This is a genomic window from Gordonia sp. UBA5067 (assembly GCF_002414845.1).
GTDB lineage: Bacteria > Actinomycetota > Actinomycetes > Mycobacteriales > Mycobacteriaceae > Gordonia > Gordonia defluvii.
In genome coordinates this window covers 1-18,096 of sequence record NZ_DIAX01000069.1, presented here as the reverse complement: position 1 = coordinate 18,096, position 18,096 = coordinate 1, and the positions used below count along the sequence as shown (strand labels likewise).

Sequence of the window (18,096 nt, the reverse complement as noted above, 5' to 3'; positions counted from 1 at the left end):
GTCATCAAGGTCGTCTGGGGCCGCGAGTGGGATGCGCTGCTCCATGCGGACCGCGACGGCGCCCTGGTGAACCTGATGAATTCGACGCCCGACGGCGACTATCAGACCTACCGCGCCAACGACGGGGCCTTCGTCCGCGAACACTTCTTCAACCGCGACCCGCGCACCAAGGACCTGGTCAAGGATCTCACCGACCAGGAGATCTGGAACCTCAAACGCGGCGGCCACGACTACCGCAAGGTCTATGCCGCCTATGCCGCGGCCATGGCACACAAGGGCCAGCCGACGGTGATCCTGGCCAAGACCATCAAGGGCTACACACTCGGCAAGCATTTCGAGGGCCGCAACGCGACCCACCAGATGAAGAAGCTGGCGCTCGGCGACCTCATCACGCTGCGCGACACGCTGCGGATGCCGTTCACCGACGCGCAACTCGAGGCCGACCCCTACCTACCCCCCTACTACCACCCCGGCGCCGACTCGCCGGAGATCGCGTACCTGCTCGACCGCCGCCGCACACTGGGCGGCTTCGTCCCGACGCGGCGCTCGGCGTCGACGGCGTTGCACCCCGATACCGCACCGGCGATTGCCGCGGTGGCGAAGGGGTCGGGCAAGCAGCAGGTGGCGACCACCATGGCCCTGGTCCGGATCTTCAAAGAACTGTTGCGCGACGAGGAGATCGGCCAGCGGATCGTGCCGATCATCCCCGACGAGGCGCGCACCTTCGGCATGGACTCGTGGTTCCCGTCGTTGAAGATCTACAACCGCAACGGCCAGCTGTACACCTCCGTCGACGCCGCACTCATGCTGGCCTATAAGGAGAGCCACGTCGGCCAGATCCTGCACGAGGGGATCAACGAAGCCGGTTCGACGGCCAGCTTCACCGCCGTCGGGACATCGTATTCGACCCATGACCTGCCGATGATCCCGCTCTACATCTTCTACTCGATGTTCGGCTTCCAACGCACCGGTGACAGCTTCTGGGCCGCCGGCGACCAGATGGCCCGCGGCTTCGTCATCGGCGCCACCGCCGGTCGCACCACGCTGACCGGCGAGGGCTTGCAGCACAACGATGGCCAATCACCGTTGCTCGCGTCGAGCAACCCGGCCGCGGTGATCTACGATCCGGCCTTCGCCTACGAACTCGCCTACATCATCGACAGCGGCCTGACCCGGATGTACGGCGACGCCCCGGAGAACGTGTTCTTCTACATCACTGTCTACAACGAGCCGTTCCACCAGCCGCCCGTACCGGCGGGACTCGACGTCGACGGACTCTTGCGCGGGATCTACCGCTATGCCGAGGCGCCGCGGGTGGCCGGGGCCGCGGCGGCCAACATCCTGGTTTCGGGCATCACCATGCCCGATGCGCTGCGGGCCCAGCAGTTGCTCGCCGCGGAGTGGAACGTCGCGGCCACGGTGTACTCGGTGACCTCGTGGTCCGAGCTCGCCCGCGACGGCATCCGAGCCGATCGTGCGGCCTTGCTCGCGCCGTCGGCCCCCGATGAGGTGCCCTTCGTGACGAGCCGGCTCACCCCCGACGCGACGGTCGCCGTCAGCGACTTCCAGCGCGCGGTGCAGGAGCAGATCCGCGCGTACGTGCCCGGCACCTACGTGACACTGGGCACCGACGGATTCGGCTTCTCCGATACCCGCCCCGCCGCCCGTCGAGTCTTCAACGTCGACGCGGAGTCAATTGTCGTGGGTGTCCTGCTCGCGCTGGCGCGCGACGGCAAAGTGGAACGGTCGGTCGCTGCGGAGGCTGCCGCGCGCTATCAGATCGATGATGTGCGCGCCGCGCCGAAGCAGGCCAGCGATCCGGGCGTCGCGTAACACCGGCGGGTGGGCTGACCCGAGCCCATAGACTGAGGTGATGCCCGACCCTCTCATGAACCAGCCGCCGCCCGGCATGGATGTGTTCGGGGAGCACGGCGCGCACGTGCCCACCCCGGCCAACGTCCGCGATGCCCTGCCCGACACCCTGCTGCGCCGGGTCAAGCAGTACAGCGGGCGCCTGGCGACCGAGGCGGTGCACGCGATGTCGGACCAGCTGCCGTACTTCGCCGAACTTGATGCCGCGCAGCGGGCCTCGGTGCAACTGGTGGTGCAGACCGCTGTCGTCAACTTCGTGGAGTGGATCCAGGACCCCGAGGGAAACGTCAAGTTCACCGTCGAAGCGTTCCAGGTGGTGCCACAGGATCTGGCACGACGGATCTCGCTGCTGCAGACGGTCGAGATGGTGCGCGCGGCGATGGAATTCTTCGAGAAGTGGCTCCCGCTGCTGGCCCGCAACGATGACCAACTGCGGGCCTTGACCGAGTCGGTGCTGCGGTATGGACGCGAGATCGGCTTCGCCGCGGCATCCATCTATGCCTCGGCCGCCGAGTCGCGCGGCGCGTGGGACTCGCGACTGGAGGCGCTGGTCGTCGACGCGGTGGTGCGTGGCGATACCGGACCGCAGTTGATATCTCGGGCGGCCGCACTGAATTGGGACTCCGATGCCGCGGCGACCGTTATCGTCGGGAATCCGCCGCCGGAACAGAATGTGTCGGTGCCGCTGACGATCCATAACACGGCGGTTGCACACAATCGCGCTGCTCTGTCGGTGGTACAGGGCCCCACGCTGGTCACCATTGTCAGCGGCCCCGTCACCCCGACGGAGCCGTTCGTCGCCGACCTCCTCGCCAACTTCGCCGAGGGGCCGGTGGTCATCGGCCCGACGATGCCCGACCTCGAAAGCGCCCACACCAGTGCGGTGGAGGCGCTGGCAGGTATCGAGGCCGTCATCGGCTGGCCGGGTGCACCGCGCCCGGTGAACAGCCTGGAGTTGCTGCCCGAGCGCGCGCTGGCGGGTGACCCCACGGCTGCTGTGACGCTCATCCAAACTCTCACCAGACCGCTCAGCGAGGCGGGCCCCACGCTCACGGCAACGCTGGAGGCGTATTTGGATGCGGGCGGATCGGTCGAATCCTGCGCACGCACCTTGTTCGTCCACCCCAACACTGTCCGATATCGACTAAAACGTATCGCTGATATCACTGGCCGGGACGCAACCGACCCCCGTGATGCGTATGTCCTGCGTGTGGCAACAACCGTTGGTCGATTGACTCACTTCCGAAACAAATTGCACTCACAAGTCACATAAACCACATGCACAACAGGGATTCTTAGCGTTTTACCAGGTTGAGCCAGCTCAACCCGGGCCCAGCTACGAATAACGGGCAGGCGTCGGAAGCACCACGCAGCGATACGTCTTTGTGAGGTTCTCACAAAGAGCGGCAGTCAGGTTCATTGTCGTCGACACCACGTTTAGCCGCCTTGAGGGTGTTGTCTTACAGGGTGTTTACGTTGCTTGCGCCCGGACAGGGCTCCCAGACGCCCGGCATGCTTGCCGACTGGCTCGAGCTGGCCGGTGCCCGCGATCAACTCGCGACGTGGTCGAAGCTCACCGGACTGGACCTTGAACGCCTCGGGACGACGGCGACCGCGGAGGAGATTACCGATACCGCGATCACGCAGCCGCTCGTGGTCGCGGCCGCGTTGCTCGCCTACGACGAAATCGCCAAGCAGTCACCGATTCCCGCCGACACCATCGTCGCCGGCCACTCCGTCGGCGAACTCGCCGCCGCCGCCATCGCCGGTGTTATCACCTCCGATGAGGCCGTTGTGCTCGCGGCGGTTCGCGGTGCCGAAATGGCCCGCGCCTGTGCACTGACGCCCACGACGATGGCCGCCGTACTCGGCGGGAACGAAGAAGAAGTCCTCGCGCGCCTTGACGAGCTCGCGCTTGTGCCCGCCAACCGCAACGCCGTCGGGCAAATCGTCGCCGCGGGCGCCGTCGACGCCATCGACGAACTCCTCGCCAATCCCCCCGAGAAGGCCCGCACCCGCAAGCTCGCCGTTGCCGGCGCCTTCCACACGGCCTTCATGGCGCCCGCCCAGCAGGCTGTTGCCGCGGCCGCCGCGAAGATTACACCGGCCGACCCCACGCTCACCCTGCTGTCCAACTCCGACGGCAAGCCGGTCGCCAACGGTGCCGACGCGCTGGCCAAACTGGTCGCCCAGGTGACCCGACCGGTGCGCTGGGACATGTGCTCGGTCACGATGCGCGACGCGGGCACCACCGCCGTCGTCGAGCTCCCCCCCGCCGGCACGCTCGTCGGCATCGCCAAACGAGAACTCAAGGGCTGCCCGACGCTGGCCCTCAAAAACCCAGAATCTCTCACCGCCCTCAAAGAACTTGGATAGCCGGAACTCACAGGAGTGTCCAAGCAACCGTCCAGGTTGCCCGGCAGGTAATCGAACACCATTTACGTAGACCGCTTGCGTAGACAGAAGGGAGCCACATCGTGGCCGCCACTCAAGAAGAACTCATCGCCGGCATTGCCGAGATCATCGAAGAAGTCACCGGCATCGAGCCGTCCGAGGTGACCGTCGACAAGTCCTTCGTCGACGACCTGGACATCGATTCGCTGTCGCTCGTCGAGATCGCCGTCCAGATCGAGGACAAGTACGGCGTCAAGGTCCCCGACGAGGACCTCGCCGGTCTGCGCACCGTCGGCGACGCCGTCGCCTACATCCAGAAGCTGGAGACCGAGAACCCCGAGGCCGCCGCTGCCATCGCCGCCAGTGTCGCGGAGGGCAAGGACGCGTGACCGCATCGCTTCGCGAGTACTCCACGCTGGGAGGTAACTTTCCCAGCGTGGTGGTGACGTCGATGGTCGCCACCACCTCGCTCGGTGTCGATCTCGATTCCACCTGGGACGGGCTCCTCAAAGGCCAGTCCGGTATCCGCGAGCTGACCGGGGACTTCGTCACGAAGTACGGCGAACTCCCCTGTCGCATCGGCGGCAAGCTCGTACAGGACCCCGCTGAGGAAGTCTCGCGCGTCGAGGCCCGCCGGATGGCCTACGTCGAGCGGGTCGCCCACGTCATGAGCAAGCGCCTGTGGGCGCACGCCGGTGAGCCCGAGGTCGATCCCGAACGGCTCGCCGTCGTGATCGGCACCGGCCAAGGCGGTGGCGATGCGATAATCCACAACTGGCAGGCAATGGAAGAGTCGCTGAACTACCGCAAGGTGTCACCGCTCGCCGTCCAGATGTCCATGCCCAACGGGCCCGCCGGCATCGTCGGCCTCAACGTCGGCGCACGCGCCGGTGTGATCACCCCGGTTTCGGCATGCTCGTCGGGTGCCGAGGCGATCGCACATGCGTGGCGTCACATCGTCATGGGTGACGCCGACATGGTTGTGGCAGGTGGCGTCGAGGGCTACATCGATGCGATTCCGATCGCCGCATTCACCATGATGCGTGCGATGAGCACCCGCAACGACGATCCCGCCGCCGCCTCGCGTCCGTTCGACAAGGATCGCGACGGCTTCGTCTTCGGCGAGGCCGCCGCCATGCTGATCCTCGAGCGCGAGGAGCACGCCAAGGCCCGTGGGGCGCACATCCACGCCCGCGTTCTCGGTGCCGGCATCACCTCCGACGGATTCCACCTGGTTGCCCCCGACCCCAGCGGTCAGGGCAACTCGCGAGCGATGGCCCGCGCGATCCAGACGGCCGGGCTGAGTCCGAAGGACATCAGCCACATCAACGCACATGCCACGTCGACCCCGGTCGGCGACACCGCCGAGGCGGCCGGCATCGCGGCGGCAGTCGGCAGTCACGCGGCGATCTACGCGCCCAAGTCGGCGCTGGGTCACTCGATCGGTGCCGTGGGCGCGCTGGAGTCCGTGCTGACGATGAAGGCAGTTGAGGAAGGCGTCATTCCGCCGACCCTCAATTTGGAGAATCTCGACCCCGAGTGCGGCGACATCGATGTTGTCCACGGCGAACCCCGCCACGGCGACTTCGAGTACGCGCTCAACAACTCGTTCGGTTTCGGCGGTCACAACGTGGCCATCGCCATCGGGCGGTACTGACAGATGATGTGACGCACAACCAGCCACTCCACCAGCAACGACGCAAAGGAGAGAGCGATGACCACATTGGCACCCATCACCGGCCATGAGGGATCGGCGGATCCGCGTGACCCGCTTCTTCGCTTGACCAACTTCTTTGACGAGGGAACGATGCGTCTGCTGAACCCCCGGGACCGCTCGGGGGTACAGGCGGCCGTCGGCGAGGTCAACGGTGTTCGCACCGTCTCGTACTGCACCGACGGCACCGTTATGGGCGGTGCCATGGGAGTGGTTGGTTGTGCACACATCGTCGACGCGATTGACACCGCGATCGCCGAGCAGGTACCGGTGGTCGGCATTTGGCACTCCGGCGGTGCCCGGCTCGCCGAAGGCGTCGAGGCGTTGCACGCCGTCGGCCAGATTTTTGAGGCCATGGTCCGTGCTTCGGGATACATTCCCCAGATCTCGGTGGTCGTGGGCTTCGCCGCCGGCGGCGCTGCTTACGGCCCGGCACTCACCGACATCGTCATCATGGCACCGGAGGGCCGGGTCTTCGTGACCGGACCCGACGTCGTGCGCAGCGTGACCGGCGAAGACGTCGACATGGAATCCCTCGGCGGACCACATACTCACGGCAAAAAGTCCGGCGTCTGCCACATCACCGCCGATTCCGAGCCCGATGCGCTCTGGCGCGCCCGCCGGCTTGTCGCCACCTTCGCCAAACAGGGCACGATCGACACGGCCAAGGCGGTGGCCGGCGATACCGACCTGCGCGCGCTCCTGCCCGAATCCAACCGCCGCGCCTACGACGTCCACCCCATTCTTCGCCAGTTGCTCGACACCGAGTATGACGTCGATGGCACCGAGATCTCCTCTTTCGAGGAACTGCAGGCGAAGTGGGCGCCCAACATTGTCATCGGCTTTGGTCGTCTCGCCGGGCGTAGCGTCGGAGTGATCGCCAATAACCCGCTGCGGATGGGCGGCTGCCTGAACTCGCTGAGCGCCGAGAAGGCCGCCCGGTTCGTGCGCCTGTGCGACGCATTCGGCATCCCTCTCGTCGTCGTCACCGACGTCCCCGGTTATCTGCCCGGCGTCGGCCAGGAGTGGGACGGCGTGGTGCGCCGCGGCGCCAAACTGCTGCACGCCTTCGCCGAGTGCAGTGTCCCCCGCGTCACCCTGGTGACACGCAAAATCTATGGCGGCGCGTATATCGCGATGAACTCGCGCGCACTGGGCGCCACCGCGGTCTTCGCGTGGCCGGGCGCCGAGGTCGCCGTTATGGGCGCCAAGGCCGCCGTGGGGATCCTCCACAAGAAGGCCCTCGCCGCGGCGTGCGACGACGAGCGCGAAGCCCTGCACGAGCGGCTTGCCGCCGAGCACGAGGCCATTGCCGGCGGCGTGGGCCGCGCCCAGTCAATCGGCGTCGTGGACGAGATCATTGACCCCGCGGCGACCCGCAGTACTCTGGCCGCGGCGATCGCGGCCGCACCGGCCCGGCGCGGCCGGCACAAGAACATCCCGCTGTAGACGGCCCGAGACACAACGATCCCCGCATCCTTTGATGCGGGGATCGTGTCATCCAGCCGATGCGGTCGCTACCCCACCCGCTGGGCAAGCCAGGTCGCCTCGGCCCCCACCGAGCCGAGTCGATAGTTCTCCAGTTCGCTGTCCCACGCCGTGCCCAATGCCGCGTTCAGTTCGCCGGCGAGGCCGCGACCGTCGGGCTGGGCATCCATCAGGGCGCGGACCTGCATCTCCCCCAGGATCACGTCGCCGTTGGCCGCGGTTGAACCGTGCCACAATCCGAGGCCGGGAACATAGCTGAACCGCTGGCCGTCGACACCGTCGCTGGGATCCTCGGTCAACTCGAAGCGCAGTGAGGACCATTCGCGCAGCGCGGTGACGAGTCGGGCCGCAGTGCCCACGGGCCCCACCCAATCGGCCGTGGCCCGCTGCATGCCGGGCTCGGCGTCTTGCGGCGACCACTTGAGTTGCGCGCGCACATTCAGGGTCGACGATAGCGCCCACTCAACATGTGGGCACAACGCGACGGGCGCAGCATGGATGTACACCACGCCAGTCGCGTAGTCCGCAAACTGTTGCAGATTGCGCACCTTGATCACCTCCGGTTCGACGAGGAACGTCTTCCCCAACACACCTCGTCGCGCCCGGCGGTACTGCTTATCACACCGTTGTTATCTAGTGTGCCTTATGAGACGTGTGTTGCGCCAGTTCTTCCTGGTGTTTCTGTGCAACAAATCCGACCTCGGCGATCCGTCTGATCCGCGCCCACACCGATTCGAAAGTCAGAAATACCGCGCACGCGATCGCGATCGACCCCGGGATGAAGACCAGCAGGTCGTCGATCCGCTCCCAAGCCCGCGGACTCCACAGCGCAACCCACGTGAGCATCAGCGCGATCACCGTCGACGCCTCCCCCACAAAGTTGACGACCGCGAAGACCATCGCCGCCCGACTATGCCGGCGGACCATCCGGGGCGAGTAGTGGAAGTTCGCCGCGAACGCCAGTAGCAGTACGGCGAAGAGTGACAGCAACAGGCCCAAGTCATCCGGTGTCAGGTCGCGCATACGCCGAGGTTAGCCGTCGGGCCCCACAACCGTGCGGTTGTGGGGCCCGACAGGGTGCGTGTCAGCCGATCACTGCGCCAGCGGATAGCGCAGACGTGCGACGGCGATGCCGTTCCAAATATCGGAGGTGACATCGGCATCGCGGACCGGAACCACCGTGCCGCCGTTCTGGAGAACGACGATCGCGATCCGCGACAGCAGGTCGTACCCATCGTCGAGGTACGTGATCGCGCCGGTCTCATTGTCCAGACGACCCAGAATGTCGACGGTGAACTCGTAGACGAGGGTATCGACGGCGCCACCGACTGCGGCGCGCGCGATATCAACGATATCGGTGGCGACCAGCCCCTTGCTGACACCGTCGGCCAGGATATTGACGGTCGTGCTCGCCCGCTCGGCGTTGATCTGGTCCAAGCCACCCCGGATCGCTGCGTCGACCTCGTCCGGCTTGAGTTCGTCAGGGCTACCGACGTTGCGAACGATCTCACGGGGGCCGACGCCGATTTGGCGGAAGATGCCCTCGAGCGGGTCAGCGGCGAACAAGAACAGCGGGCGCTGCCCGCTCGGATCCTCGCGGTTCAGCTCTCGCTCGGTGATGACGGCAACGTGCTTGGCGTACTCATCGAGGACATCTGGCATGTCCTCTTCACGATGAGTCACCGAGTCGTGGCCTTCCTTGTCCGCCTCGAACTCATGGGCCCGCGCCGAAGCCGACGCCCGCCACAGATTCCACTGGTTGCCCGAAAGGGTCAACGCGTACGCATCCTGCGGCGTGGCCACGGCACGGACGAACTGACCCAAGTCGAAGTACTTGCCGACCTGCAACTGGCTCTCCAGGTTGTTCGGCAGGACGAATACCTCAACGGTCTCCGGCGTGGCGAAGATCGCGAGCGACCGCGACAGCTTGTGCCAGCACTCGTCTGCCATAACCTGCGCGATCCGCTCGTGGAAGGCCGTCTCGAGCGCATGGTTCGCGCCATTCTCGCGCAGGATGCGGATCGCCTCGTCGAATGAACTCTTGACGGTGGTTCGCGCCAACTCGAACTCGGCGGCCGTGGCCGGTGCGTAGACGGTCACCGCATTTTCTCGGGGAGCACCCAGCTCGAGCAACTCAGCGGTCGTCGGAAATTCATAGCGAGCCACAGAAATTCTGCCTCCTTGCAGATGGTCGCGGGATTGTCCTCGCGACCGGCCTCGTCGGCCACCTCCCACGTTACCGTGGTGTCACTCTGCGCGACGACTATCCAGCTGAGCACAAATGCCCTGGTTGAAGTCACTCCAGAGCGGTTTGGCCCACCCCCCGAACGCACGGTCGGTCAGTACGACGCAGGCCGTCTCCCGGACTGGGTCGACCCACAGGAAGGTGCCCGATTGACCGAAGTGACCGAAGGTGTTCGGCGACGCGCCCGGTGCCGTCCAGTGCGGTGCCTTGTGTCCGCGGATCTCCACCCCCAGCCCCCAATCGCACGGCCGGTGCCGCCCATAGCCGGGCACGAAGCCGGCCAGCCCGGGGAACCACACCGACCGCGCGGCCAACGCGGTATCGGGCGCGAGGAGTGCCGGAACGAGCAGGTCGTGCGCGAAGCGGGCCAGGTCGTCGACGCACGATGTCGCGCCGTGCCCGGCCGGACCGTCGAGCGTGGTCGTCGCCATCCTCAACGGTTCGGCGACGGCTTCGGCAAGGTAGTCGGAAAAGGCGATGCCGGTCGCCTCGGCCACGACTTCGGCCAAGACCTCGAATCCGGCCGACGAATAGATGCGTTGCGACGCAACGGGTGCGATCTGCTCGCGGGTATCGAACGCAAGGCCCGACGCGTGTGCCAACAGGTGCGCGACCGTCGAACCCGGCGGGCCTGCCGGAGTGTCGAGATCGATCGCCCCTTCCTCCACGGCGACGAGCACCGCCGAGGCGACCAGCGGCTTGGTCACCGACGCCAACGCAAAAGCCCGGGCGGTGTCACCGAATGTCTCGGTGACACCGCCCGGGCCGATCAGCGCCCCGGCGACATGGTCGACCGGCCAATGCGCCAGTTCAGCGAGACCGGCCACTCAGCCGACCGGAACAGGAGTCCGGGTGTGAGTGGGGGCCTTCTTGGCCGGCGATGTCGCCGGTGCGTTGGTCGCCGGAACCGAGGCCGGTGCCTGCGTCACCTCGGCGGCCTCACCCTCGTCAACCGTCTTCTTCGCCTCATCGGCGCTCAGCCCGGGCACCGCACCATTGAGGATCGCCTCAATCTTGGCGTCGGCGTTCGGAATGTTGCACTGCTTGGGGCTGCGCGCCTCAGAGACCCACTGCTTGGTGAGTTCGTTGATGCCGTCCTCATGCGCCTTCTCGACAGTCCCGCTACGCAGGTTCTCCGGCTTCGTGTTGCGCAGCGCACCGACGTTCTTGCACACATGGAACTTTTCGCCACTCTTGGACCACCAGACCTCGTTCTGGCCGGTGAGTTCCTGGACGACGTTGCGCTCGCGGGTGATCTGCTCCTGCGACACCGGGTGGTAATCCGCACTCAACAGGCCGACGGCGACCGCGACGGCGATCGCGACGCCGCCAAGGATGCCCTTCTGCTTGCCGTCCATATCCTTGTCTAGGAAGATCAGCACGATCAGCGGCAGGAATGCGATCACCGTGATGATCACGCCGAGCTGGTTCTGCACCCAGAAGGCGACCTTGTTCTTCTCCGACGCCGGGCTGATGTGGTTGGCCTTCTTCCACAGGAAGGAGCCGGCCAATGCCGCCACACCGATCGCGACGATGAGACCGATGATCAACCACGTGTTCACCGGCTTGCTGGGCAGCAGGTACTTTACGATCACAAAGATCTCGAGCCCGATGGCAACCGCCCAGAGGACGATGGCACCGATGCGGAACCACAGTGACTTCGACTTGGCCTCGGGGCTCGGCACCCAGTTGCCCTCCGCGACGGCGTTCGCCTTCTCGCGATCGTACTTCTTACCTGCCATTGCAACTGCCCTTCACAAGGTCGGTTCCGGCGCGACAGTGAATCGCGACGGAGTGAACTCTAGTGCACCCGGGTCACCAGTCTTCTTCGGTATAGCGAATCACGCCACGGATGTTGCGGCCCTCGAGCATGTCGGTATAGCCGTCGTTGATCTGGTCGAGGCGGTACTCGCGGGTGATCATGTCGGCGATGTTGAGCTTGCCCGCCTTGTACATCGTCAGCAGCAGCGGAATGTCGAGTTTGGGGTTGGCACCGCCGAAGATCGTGCCCTGCAGGTTCTTCTGCAGCAGCGTCAGCATCGCGAGGTTCAGCGTCACCTGCGTGTCCATCATGTTGCCCATGCCGGTCAGCACACAGGTGCCGCCCTTGGCGGTCAGGCTCATCCAGGTGTCGACGTCGGCGCCGTGGACCTCGCCGACGGTGACGACGACCTTCTGGCACATTCCCCACTCGGTCGCGTTGCCGATCTCGTTCATCGCCTCCTCGACCGAGGCGAATGCCTGCGTTGCCCCGAACTTCATCGCCTGTTCGCGCTTCCACTCCACCGGGTCGATCGCGAAAACGTTGCGCGCGCCGGCGATTACCGCACCCTGCAACGCGGCGGTGCCGACACCGCCGACGCCGATAATGGCGACATCCTCACCGGGGCGGACGTCACCGCTGCGCGTCGACGACCCGTAGCCGGTCGGGATGCCGCAGCCGCACAGCGCGGCAATCTCGAAGGGGATGTCCTTGTCGATCTTCACCACGGAGGCTTCGTGTACCACCATGTAAGGGCTGAAAGTGCCCAGCAGTGTCATCGGGTAGACGTTCTCGCCGGCGGCGGTGTGGATCCGGAAGGTGTGGTCGGAGACGGCCTCTCCCTGCAACAGCATGGCACCGAAGTCACACAGGTTGGCCCGGCCGGCCTCACAGGAGCGACACTTCCCGCACGACGGGATGAACGAGAGCACCACGTGGTCGCCCACCCCGAAGTCGGTCACGCCCTCCCCGACCTCGACGACCTCGCCCGCACCCTCGTGGCCACCAAGAATCGGGAAGCCGCCCATCGGGATGCCACCGGTCATGAGGTGATGGTCCGAGTGGCACATCCCGGCCGCGTGCATCTTGATCTTGACCTCGTGGGCCTTGGGGTCGCCCAATTCGATCTCTTCGATCTTCCACGGTGAATTCAGCTCCCGAAGCAGCGCACCCTTAGTCTTCACAGTCCATCCTCACTCGCGACGTTGTCTTACCCGTGTCAGCGGTCTCCCGCTCTGGTTGTGAGCGTAGTCACCTGACACGGAAATTGAAACACGTTCCAGTTTCGTCCTGGGTCGCGCCTCCGCGCTCAGTCGCGCAGCCCCACATCCTTACTTCCGTATTCGCTGCGCAACGACGGTTTCACGACTTTGCCGCCCGCGTTTCGCGGCAGTTCGCCGACGATGACAAGGTCCTTCGGATGCTTGTATCGCGCAAGGTTCTCATTCAGGTACGGCTCGAGTTCGGCCAGTGTCAGGTCACCACCATCGACGACGACGACGACAGCGACCGGTACCTCGCCCCACTTGTCGTCGGCGCGCCCGATGATGGCCGCCTCCGCGATACGGGGGTGGGCGAACAGGACGTTCTCGACTTCGGCGCAGTAGATGTTCTCGCCGCCCGAGATGATCATGTCCTTGGCCCGGTCGACGACGTAGATGAACCCGTCCTCGTCGCGCCGCACCAGGTCACCGGAGTGGAACCAGCCGCCCGCGAAGGCGTCGGCGGTTCCCCTCGGGTTCTGCCAGTAGCCGGCCATTAGCTGCGGCCCGCGATAGACGATTTCGCCGACCTCCCCGTCGGGGACGTCCTCGCCGAGCGGGTCGACAATCCGCGCCGTCACCGACGGCACGACCCGTCCGACCGACCCCAGCTTGCGCAGCGCGTATTCGCCTTCCAAGACGCACGTGATCGGCGACATCTCCGTCTGCCCGAACACGGCGACGTTGAGCGCATCGGGGAAGGTCGCGCCCATCGCGGTGAGCACCGTGTCCGATGCCGGTGCGGCCCCCCAGCTGATCACCCGGAGGTTGAGGTCGCGCGGCTCGGCCGCCTGCGCCGCGCACACGGCCTGCCACTGTGCCGGCACCAGGAAGATCGAGGTGGTGCCCTCGGCCGCCAGCGTGTCGAGCAGCTCGTTCGGGTCGAACGCTCCGAGCGGATGGATCACCGACAGGGCGCCGACGTACAGCAACGGCGTCATGGCGCCCAGGGCGGCGATGTGGAACATCGGGGCCACGCATGAGCCCACGTCGTCGGGGCGGGTCCCGAGCGCATCCAGACAGGTCATCGCCTGCGCCTGCAGGTTCTGGTGCGTCAGCATCGCCCCCTTGGGCTTCCCCGTGGTGCCCGAGGTGTACATGATGAGGGCCACGGCCTCTTCGGGCACATCGATCGCCGGCAGATCCGATGAGTCCTCAACCATCAGGTCCTCGTAGGCCAGGTGCCCCTGACCCGCTTCGCCGACGGTGACGATCTGCTCGATCGAGCCCGTAGCCGCGGCCACGGCATCGGCGAGTGGGGCCAACGCCGTTTCGGTAACGACCCATCGGCACCCGCTGTCGGCGACGAGGAACCCCACTTCGGCCGGCGCCATCCGGAAGTTGACCGGCACGGCGATCGCGCCGATGAGGTTGGCCCCGAGGACCACTTCGACGTACTCGGTCCGGTTGAGCATGAGCACCATCACGCGGTCGCCGAAGCGCACTCCCCGTCGGTGTAGCGCGGCGGCAAACGCGCGCGTCCGTTCCTCGAGGCCGCGCCACGACGTCTCGGCGCCCTGGAATCTCAGGGCAGGCGCGCCGGGCTTCATCAGCGCGTGCCGCCGAACCTGGTTGTTCCAGTGGTTGCGGCGGGACCTCAGCGGCTCGGTCGCCGGATCGGTCGTGGGCGGGACACTGGACATCGGGGGCTCCTGACTACGCGTGGGCAATGCCTCGATACGACGACTAGCGGTGGTGCTTGGTGAACGCGGCCAGGGTCTGCTGGAACTCCGGCGACTGCAGCAATCGGGTCTGCCCGGCCATTTCCTCGGCGAGCGCGGTTTCGAACGCCGCCATGGTGATCGCATCCGACGCCGCCTTGGTCGTGCGCAGCGCCGCCGACGACTTGGCGACCAGTTGCGCGACCACCTCGTCGACGCGGGCGCGCAACGCCGGCTCATCGTCGAGCACCTCGGTGATCAGGCCGGCGTCGAAAGCCGTTGAGGCCCGGAACTTCTCACCCAGCATCAGCAGCGCATTGGCCCGCGCGCGCCCGATCGATGCGGCGACCAGCATGCTCGCCCCACCGTCGGGCATGAGGCCGATGGTCACAAACGGAAACAGGAAGTAGGCGCGACTCGTGGCATAGACGAGGTCGGCGCCGAGGGCCAAAGAGGCACCGACACCGACGGCCGCGCCGTCGACGGCCGCGATGACCGGCACCGGGATCGCGCGCACGGAGCGCGCCAGATCCGAGCCGTTGGAGATGATGCTGATCGCGTCCGCCTCGTCGACCGCTGATTCGCCTCCACCAGCGTGCGTCGCGATGTCAGTGATGTCGGCGCCCGTCGAGAAGCTGCCGCCGGCTCCGGTCAGCACGACAACTCGCAGGTCGTCGCGGTGCGCCCAATCATCGAGGACGGCACGTATCGCCAGCGAGACGTCGCCGTTGAGCGCGTTCATCCGCTCTGGACGGTTGATCGTCAGTCGGGCGACGGGGCCGTCGACGGTCGCGAGCAGCGCATCGGAGTCGGTCACGCTCCCGTTTCTAGCACAGCGCCGTCTCGGCCACTCTGCTCATCGGTCACTCTGCTCGTCGGCCGGTGGCGTCAGACGACCTGGAGGTCGTCGAGCAGCCATCGATCCCCGTCGCGCACCATTGTGACCTGCACCCGTGACTGGTACAGGTGGCCATCGGGGAGTTCGGCGGCGATCTCCGGCGCGGTGATCGTCTGGTCCAGCGTCACCAGGACTTGGGCCCGATCGGCCGTCAACGAGATGATCCCGGCATTCGGGGCGGTCGCCTTCGACGACGCATCGGCGGCGGCGTTTCCCTTGCGTGCGGCTGCCGACGACTCGATGAACCTCTCGGCGAAGTCCGTGGTCGACACGTCACGGATCCGCCGGTCGAGGTCGGCGTAGTCGTTGACGTTGTAGGTCATCACCGACGCGACATACTTGCGCGCGGTGGTCATGGCGTCCTGCCCGTGGCCGGATTGCGGGTCCGATTGCGCGGCCGCACGCGACGACATCGCGTCTCTGACGGCCAGCCCGGCAGTGCTCGCGGCCAGTACCGCACACAGGGCGATCAGCACCGCGATCACCCGCCCGGCCCCCCATCGCCGAGTCAGCGGGCCGGCGATGGAACGCGGCGCAGTCGCGACCTTGCCGGGCGTGCGGCCGGCCTTGCGCTGGGCTTCCTGCGCGGCCTGCGTCTTTGCCCGCTCACGATTCTTGCGGTTCGCGTCCAAGAACGACTTGCCCGCGAGCGGCGACTCGTGATCGTCGCCGTCAACGTCGCCCACCAATGGTTCGTCGGCGTTGTCGGCCGATGGCGTGGCTCCGGTGGTGCGTTTCATGGCTCCCCAGGGTAGGCGACGCCCAACCACCTCCCTAAGTATCACATATATGTGATAGAAAGAAGCAAGGTTCACGACGAAAGGTCCTCCCTATGCTGGAATTCACCCCCGAACAGCACGCCTTCGCGCAGGCGGTGCGCGACTTCTGTGCCCGTGAAGTCGGCACCCGCGAGCAACGCGCCAAACACACCGCCGACGGGCCGCACAGCGAGGAGCTGTACCGGAAGATGGCCGAGCTCGGCTGGGCCGGGATCATCGTCGGCGAAGAGTACGGCGGTGCCGGCGCGGGCAACGTCGAACTGTGCATCCTCCTCGAAGAGGCACTGCGCGGCATGGCCCCGGTGGGCGGCGTCGGCCCGACCTTCATCACCGCGGCCGCCTACGAGAAGTTCGCCTCCGAGGAACTCAAGAAAGAGGTCCTCGCCAACGTCGTCGCCGGCGACTCGCTGGCGATCGCGATGAGTGAGCCCGAAGCCGGCTCCGACGTGGCCAACGTGTCGTGCAAGGCCGAGAAGGTCGACGGCGGCTGGCTGATCAACGGTCAGAAGACCTGGATCTCGAACGCGGCGATCGCCTCGTCGATCCTGCTGATCGCCCGAACCGAGCGGACCGATAAGAAGCACGAGGGCATTACCCAGTTCCACGTCCCGGCCGGCACCAGCGGCCTGAAGATCGTGCCGATCGAGACGCTGGGCGGGCGGGAACAGAACGACCTGTACTTCACCGACTGCTTCATCCCCGACGAATACGTCGTCGGCCAGGTCAACCAGGGCTGGTGGCAGCTGATGGCCGGCCTGAACACCGAGCGCCTGATCCTTGGTGCGATGCAACTCGGCCTGGCCGAGCGCTCGTTCGACGACACGCTCAAGTTCATCACCGAGCGCAAACAGTTCGGCCGTCCGGTCGGCACGTTCCAGGCACTGCGCCACCGCATGGCCGACCATGCCACGGAAATCGAATGCACCAAACTACTCGTGTACAGCTTGGCGGCAAAGGCCGACGCCAACCCGACCCAGATGTTCCCGCGCGAAGCGTCGATGGTGAAGCTGAAGTCCACCGAGGTCTCCAAGGCGATGACCATCGACGGCATGCAGATGATGGGCGGCTACGGCTACACCAAGGAGTTTGACGCCGAGATGCTGATGCGCAGCGCAATCATCTCCACCGTCTACGGCGGCACCAATGAAATCCAGCGGGACATCATCGGGAAGACCTACGGTCTGTAGCCATGTCGACTCCGAGCCGGCTCCGCCGGCGGCCCCAACTGTCCGAGGAGGTCGCTTCTGCGATCCGACACCGGATCATGACCGGCGACTTCCGCCCGGGCGACTTCATCCGGATGGATGAGACTGCCGCCGAGCTCGGCGTCAGCGTAACCCCGGTGCGCGAAGCGCTGTTGACGCTGCGGGGCGAGGGAATGGTGAACCTCGCCCCGCACCGCGGGTACGTCGTCGCCGACCTCAGTCGGACCGACGTCGAGGACATCTTCTGGCTCCAGAGTCAGATCGCGGTCAAGATCTCCCTGCGCATCGCCGCAGCGATCACCGACGAGGACCTCGCCGCCCTTGCTGCGTGCAACGAACGACTCCGGCGGGCCGTCGCGGCCGGCGACGTGGACGAGATCGTCGACGCGGAGTTCGACTTCCACCGGACCCACAATCGGATCGCGGGCAGCGGGAAGCTTGCCTGGTTCCTGCTGAACGCGACCCACTACACACCGCACCGCCTCTATGCCGCCGACCCCGCTTGGGGCTCCGTCGCCGTCGACAGCCACGCCAAACTGATCGAGGGCTACCGGGCCGGCGATCGCACGGCCATCACCGATCAGGTCCGCCGACAGTTCGACGACGGGGCACGGCGCTTGGCCGCCCGGCTAACGGCCACCGGTATTTGGGATGCGGAGCCAAGCCGCTGAACAGCGGTTTTGTCCCCGGTCAGGCCATGCGCTAGAGTCAACATCCGGCTCACCTGAGCCGAACGCCATTCCCCCATAGCTCAATTGGCAGAGCATTCGACTGTTAATCGAACGGTTACTGGTTCGAGTCCAGTTGGGGGAGCAA

At 66.1% G+C, this 18,096-nt stretch carries 17 protein-coding genes and 1 tRNA gene; 9 read left to right on the top strand and 9 right to left on the bottom strand.

Going from position 1 to position 18,096, the window contains the following annotated elements; genetic code table 11:
• The 6 genes from aceE to B4M62_RS11895 all read left to right on the top strand — a co-directional run.
• Positions 1-1,833 (top strand): pyruvate dehydrogenase (acetyl-transferring), homodimeric type (gene aceE / locus B4M62_RS11920; RefSeq protein ID WP_290713084.1); only part of this gene is annotated, 1,833 nt, incomplete at its 5' end.
• A gap of 40 nt (positions 1,834-1,873) precedes the next feature.
• The gene (locus B4M62_RS11915; protein WP_290713081.1) at positions 1,874-3,145 is read left to right on the top strand and encodes a PucR family transcriptional regulator; all 1,272 of its coding nucleotides are present in this window, start codon (positions 1,874-1,876) and stop codon (positions 3,143-3,145) included.
• A gap of 194 nt (positions 3,146-3,339) precedes the next feature.
• Positions 3,340-4,248, top strand: a complete 909-nt coding sequence (locus B4M62_RS11910; RefSeq protein ID WP_290713078.1) for an ACP S-malonyltransferase — start codon at positions 3,340-3,342, stop codon at positions 4,246-4,248.
• Positions 4,249-4,349: 101 nt separating this feature from the next.
• Complete coding sequence (gene acpM, locus B4M62_RS11905) at positions 4,350-4,655, top strand: meromycolate extension acyl carrier protein AcpM (protein ID WP_290713075.1); 306 nt, start codon at positions 4,350-4,352, stop codon at positions 4,653-4,655.
• The gene (locus B4M62_RS11900) at positions 4,652-5,923 is read left to right on the top strand and encodes a KasA/KasB family beta-ketoacyl-ACP synthase (RefSeq protein WP_290713072.1); all 1,272 of its coding nucleotides are present in this window, start codon (positions 4,652-4,654) and stop codon (positions 5,921-5,923) included. Before acpM ends, B4M62_RS11900 begins: the two co-directional genes overlap by 4 nt.
• Positions 5,924-5,980: 57 nt before the next feature.
• On the top strand, positions 5,981-7,429 hold the full coding sequence (locus B4M62_RS11895) for an acyl-CoA carboxylase subunit beta (RefSeq protein WP_290713069.1): 1,449 nt from the start codon (positions 5,981-5,983) through the stop codon (positions 7,427-7,429).
• Between the two features lie 68 nt (positions 7,430-7,497).
• On the opposite strand, the gene B4M62_RS11890 is transcribed toward B4M62_RS11895, so the two are convergent.
• From B4M62_RS11890 to B4M62_RS11850, 9 genes are all read right to left on the bottom strand, one after another.
• Positions 7,498-8,016 (bottom strand): DUF3145 domain-containing protein, encoded by a 519-nt coding sequence (locus tag B4M62_RS11890; RefSeq protein WP_290713128.1) that lies wholly within the window; start codon positions 8,014-8,016, stop codon positions 7,498-7,500.
• Between the two features lie 85 nt (positions 8,017-8,101).
• On the bottom strand, positions 8,102-8,491 hold the full coding sequence (locus B4M62_RS11885) for a hypothetical protein (RefSeq protein WP_290713066.1): 390 nt from the start codon (positions 8,489-8,491) through the stop codon (positions 8,102-8,104).
• A gap of 69 nt (positions 8,492-8,560) precedes the next feature.
• Entirely contained in the window at positions 8,561-9,634 is a 1,074-nt protein-coding gene (locus tag B4M62_RS11880) for a hypothetical protein (protein ID WP_290713063.1), read from the bottom strand.
• An 81-nt stretch (positions 9,635-9,715) separates the two neighbouring features.
• On the bottom strand, positions 9,716-10,540 hold the full coding sequence (locus tag B4M62_RS11875) for a serine hydrolase domain-containing protein (RefSeq protein ID WP_290713060.1): 825 nt from the start codon (positions 10,538-10,540) through the stop codon (positions 9,716-9,718).
• Complete coding sequence (locus B4M62_RS11870; RefSeq protein ID WP_290713057.1) at positions 10,541-11,455, bottom strand: hypothetical protein; 915 nt, start codon at positions 11,453-11,455, stop codon at positions 10,541-10,543.
• Positions 11,456-11,528: 73 nt separating this feature from the next.
• Positions 11,529-12,659 carry an NDMA-dependent alcohol dehydrogenase gene (locus tag B4M62_RS11865; RefSeq protein WP_290713054.1) on the bottom strand — a complete coding sequence of 377 codons (1,131 nt, stop codon included), beginning with the start codon at positions 12,657-12,659 and terminating at the stop codon, positions 11,529-11,531.
• 125 nt (positions 12,660-12,784) lie between these two features.
• Entirely contained in the window at positions 12,785-14,380 is a 1,596-nt protein-coding gene (gene fadD5 / locus B4M62_RS11860; RefSeq protein ID WP_290713051.1) for a fatty-acid--CoA ligase FadD5, read from the bottom strand.
• Between the two features lie 43 nt (positions 14,381-14,423).
• Positions 14,424-15,215 (bottom strand): enoyl-CoA hydratase-related protein, encoded by a 792-nt coding sequence (locus B4M62_RS11855; protein WP_290713048.1) that lies wholly within the window; start codon positions 15,213-15,215, stop codon positions 14,424-14,426.
• A 71-nt stretch (positions 15,216-15,286) separates the two neighbouring features.
• Positions 15,287-16,036 carry a hypothetical protein gene (locus B4M62_RS11850; RefSeq protein ID WP_290713045.1) on the bottom strand — a complete coding sequence of 250 codons (750 nt, stop codon included), beginning with the start codon at positions 16,034-16,036 and terminating at the stop codon, positions 15,287-15,289.
• Positions 16,037-16,128: 92 nt separating this feature from the next.
• On the opposite strand from B4M62_RS11850, the gene B4M62_RS11845 reads away from it, so the two are divergent.
• From B4M62_RS11845 to B4M62_RS11835, 3 genes are all read left to right on the top strand, one after another.
• Positions 16,129-17,262: an acyl-CoA dehydrogenase family protein gene (locus B4M62_RS11845; RefSeq protein WP_290713042.1), complete on the top strand. Its 1,134-nt coding sequence runs from the start codon at positions 16,129-16,131 to the stop codon at positions 17,260-17,262.
• A gap of 2 nt (positions 17,263-17,264) precedes the next feature.
• On the top strand, positions 17,265-17,951 hold the full coding sequence (locus B4M62_RS11840) for a GntR family transcriptional regulator (protein WP_290713039.1): 687 nt from the start codon (positions 17,265-17,267) through the stop codon (positions 17,949-17,951).
• Positions 17,952-18,020: 69 nt separating this feature from the next.
• Positions 18,021-18,093, top strand: a tRNA-Asn gene (locus B4M62_RS11835).
• The last annotated feature ends 3 nt before the right edge of the window (positions 18,094-18,096 follow it).

Coding starts and splice junctions, on each gene's coding strand:
- B4M62_RS11885 (WP_290713066.1), bottom strand. CDS start 8,491: ATGCGCGACCTGACACCGGATGACTTGGGCCTGTTGCTGTCACTCTTC.
- B4M62_RS11870 (WP_290713057.1), bottom strand. CDS start 11,455: ATGGCAGGTAAGAAGTACGATCGCGAGAAGGCGAACGCCGTCGCGGAG.
- B4M62_RS11850 (WP_290713045.1), bottom strand. CDS start 16,036: ATGAAACGCACCACCGGAGCCACGCCATCGGCCGACAACGCCGACGAA.
- B4M62_RS11915 (WP_290713081.1), top strand. CDS start 1,874: ATGCCCGACCCTCTCATGAACCAGCCGCCGCCCGGCATGGATGTGTTC.
- fadD5 (WP_290713051.1), bottom strand. CDS start 14,380: ATGTCCAGTGTCCCGCCCACGACCGATCCGGCGACCGAGCCGCTGAGG.
- B4M62_RS11895 (WP_290713069.1), top strand. CDS start 5,981: ATGACCACATTGGCACCCATCACCGGCCATGAGGGATCGGCGGATCCG.
- B4M62_RS11840 (WP_290713039.1), top strand. CDS start 17,265: ATGTCGACTCCGAGCCGGCTCCGCCGGCGGCCCCAACTGTCCGAGGAG.
- B4M62_RS11845 (WP_290713042.1), top strand. CDS start 16,129: ATGCTGGAATTCACCCCCGAACAGCACGCCTTCGCGCAGGCGGTGCGC.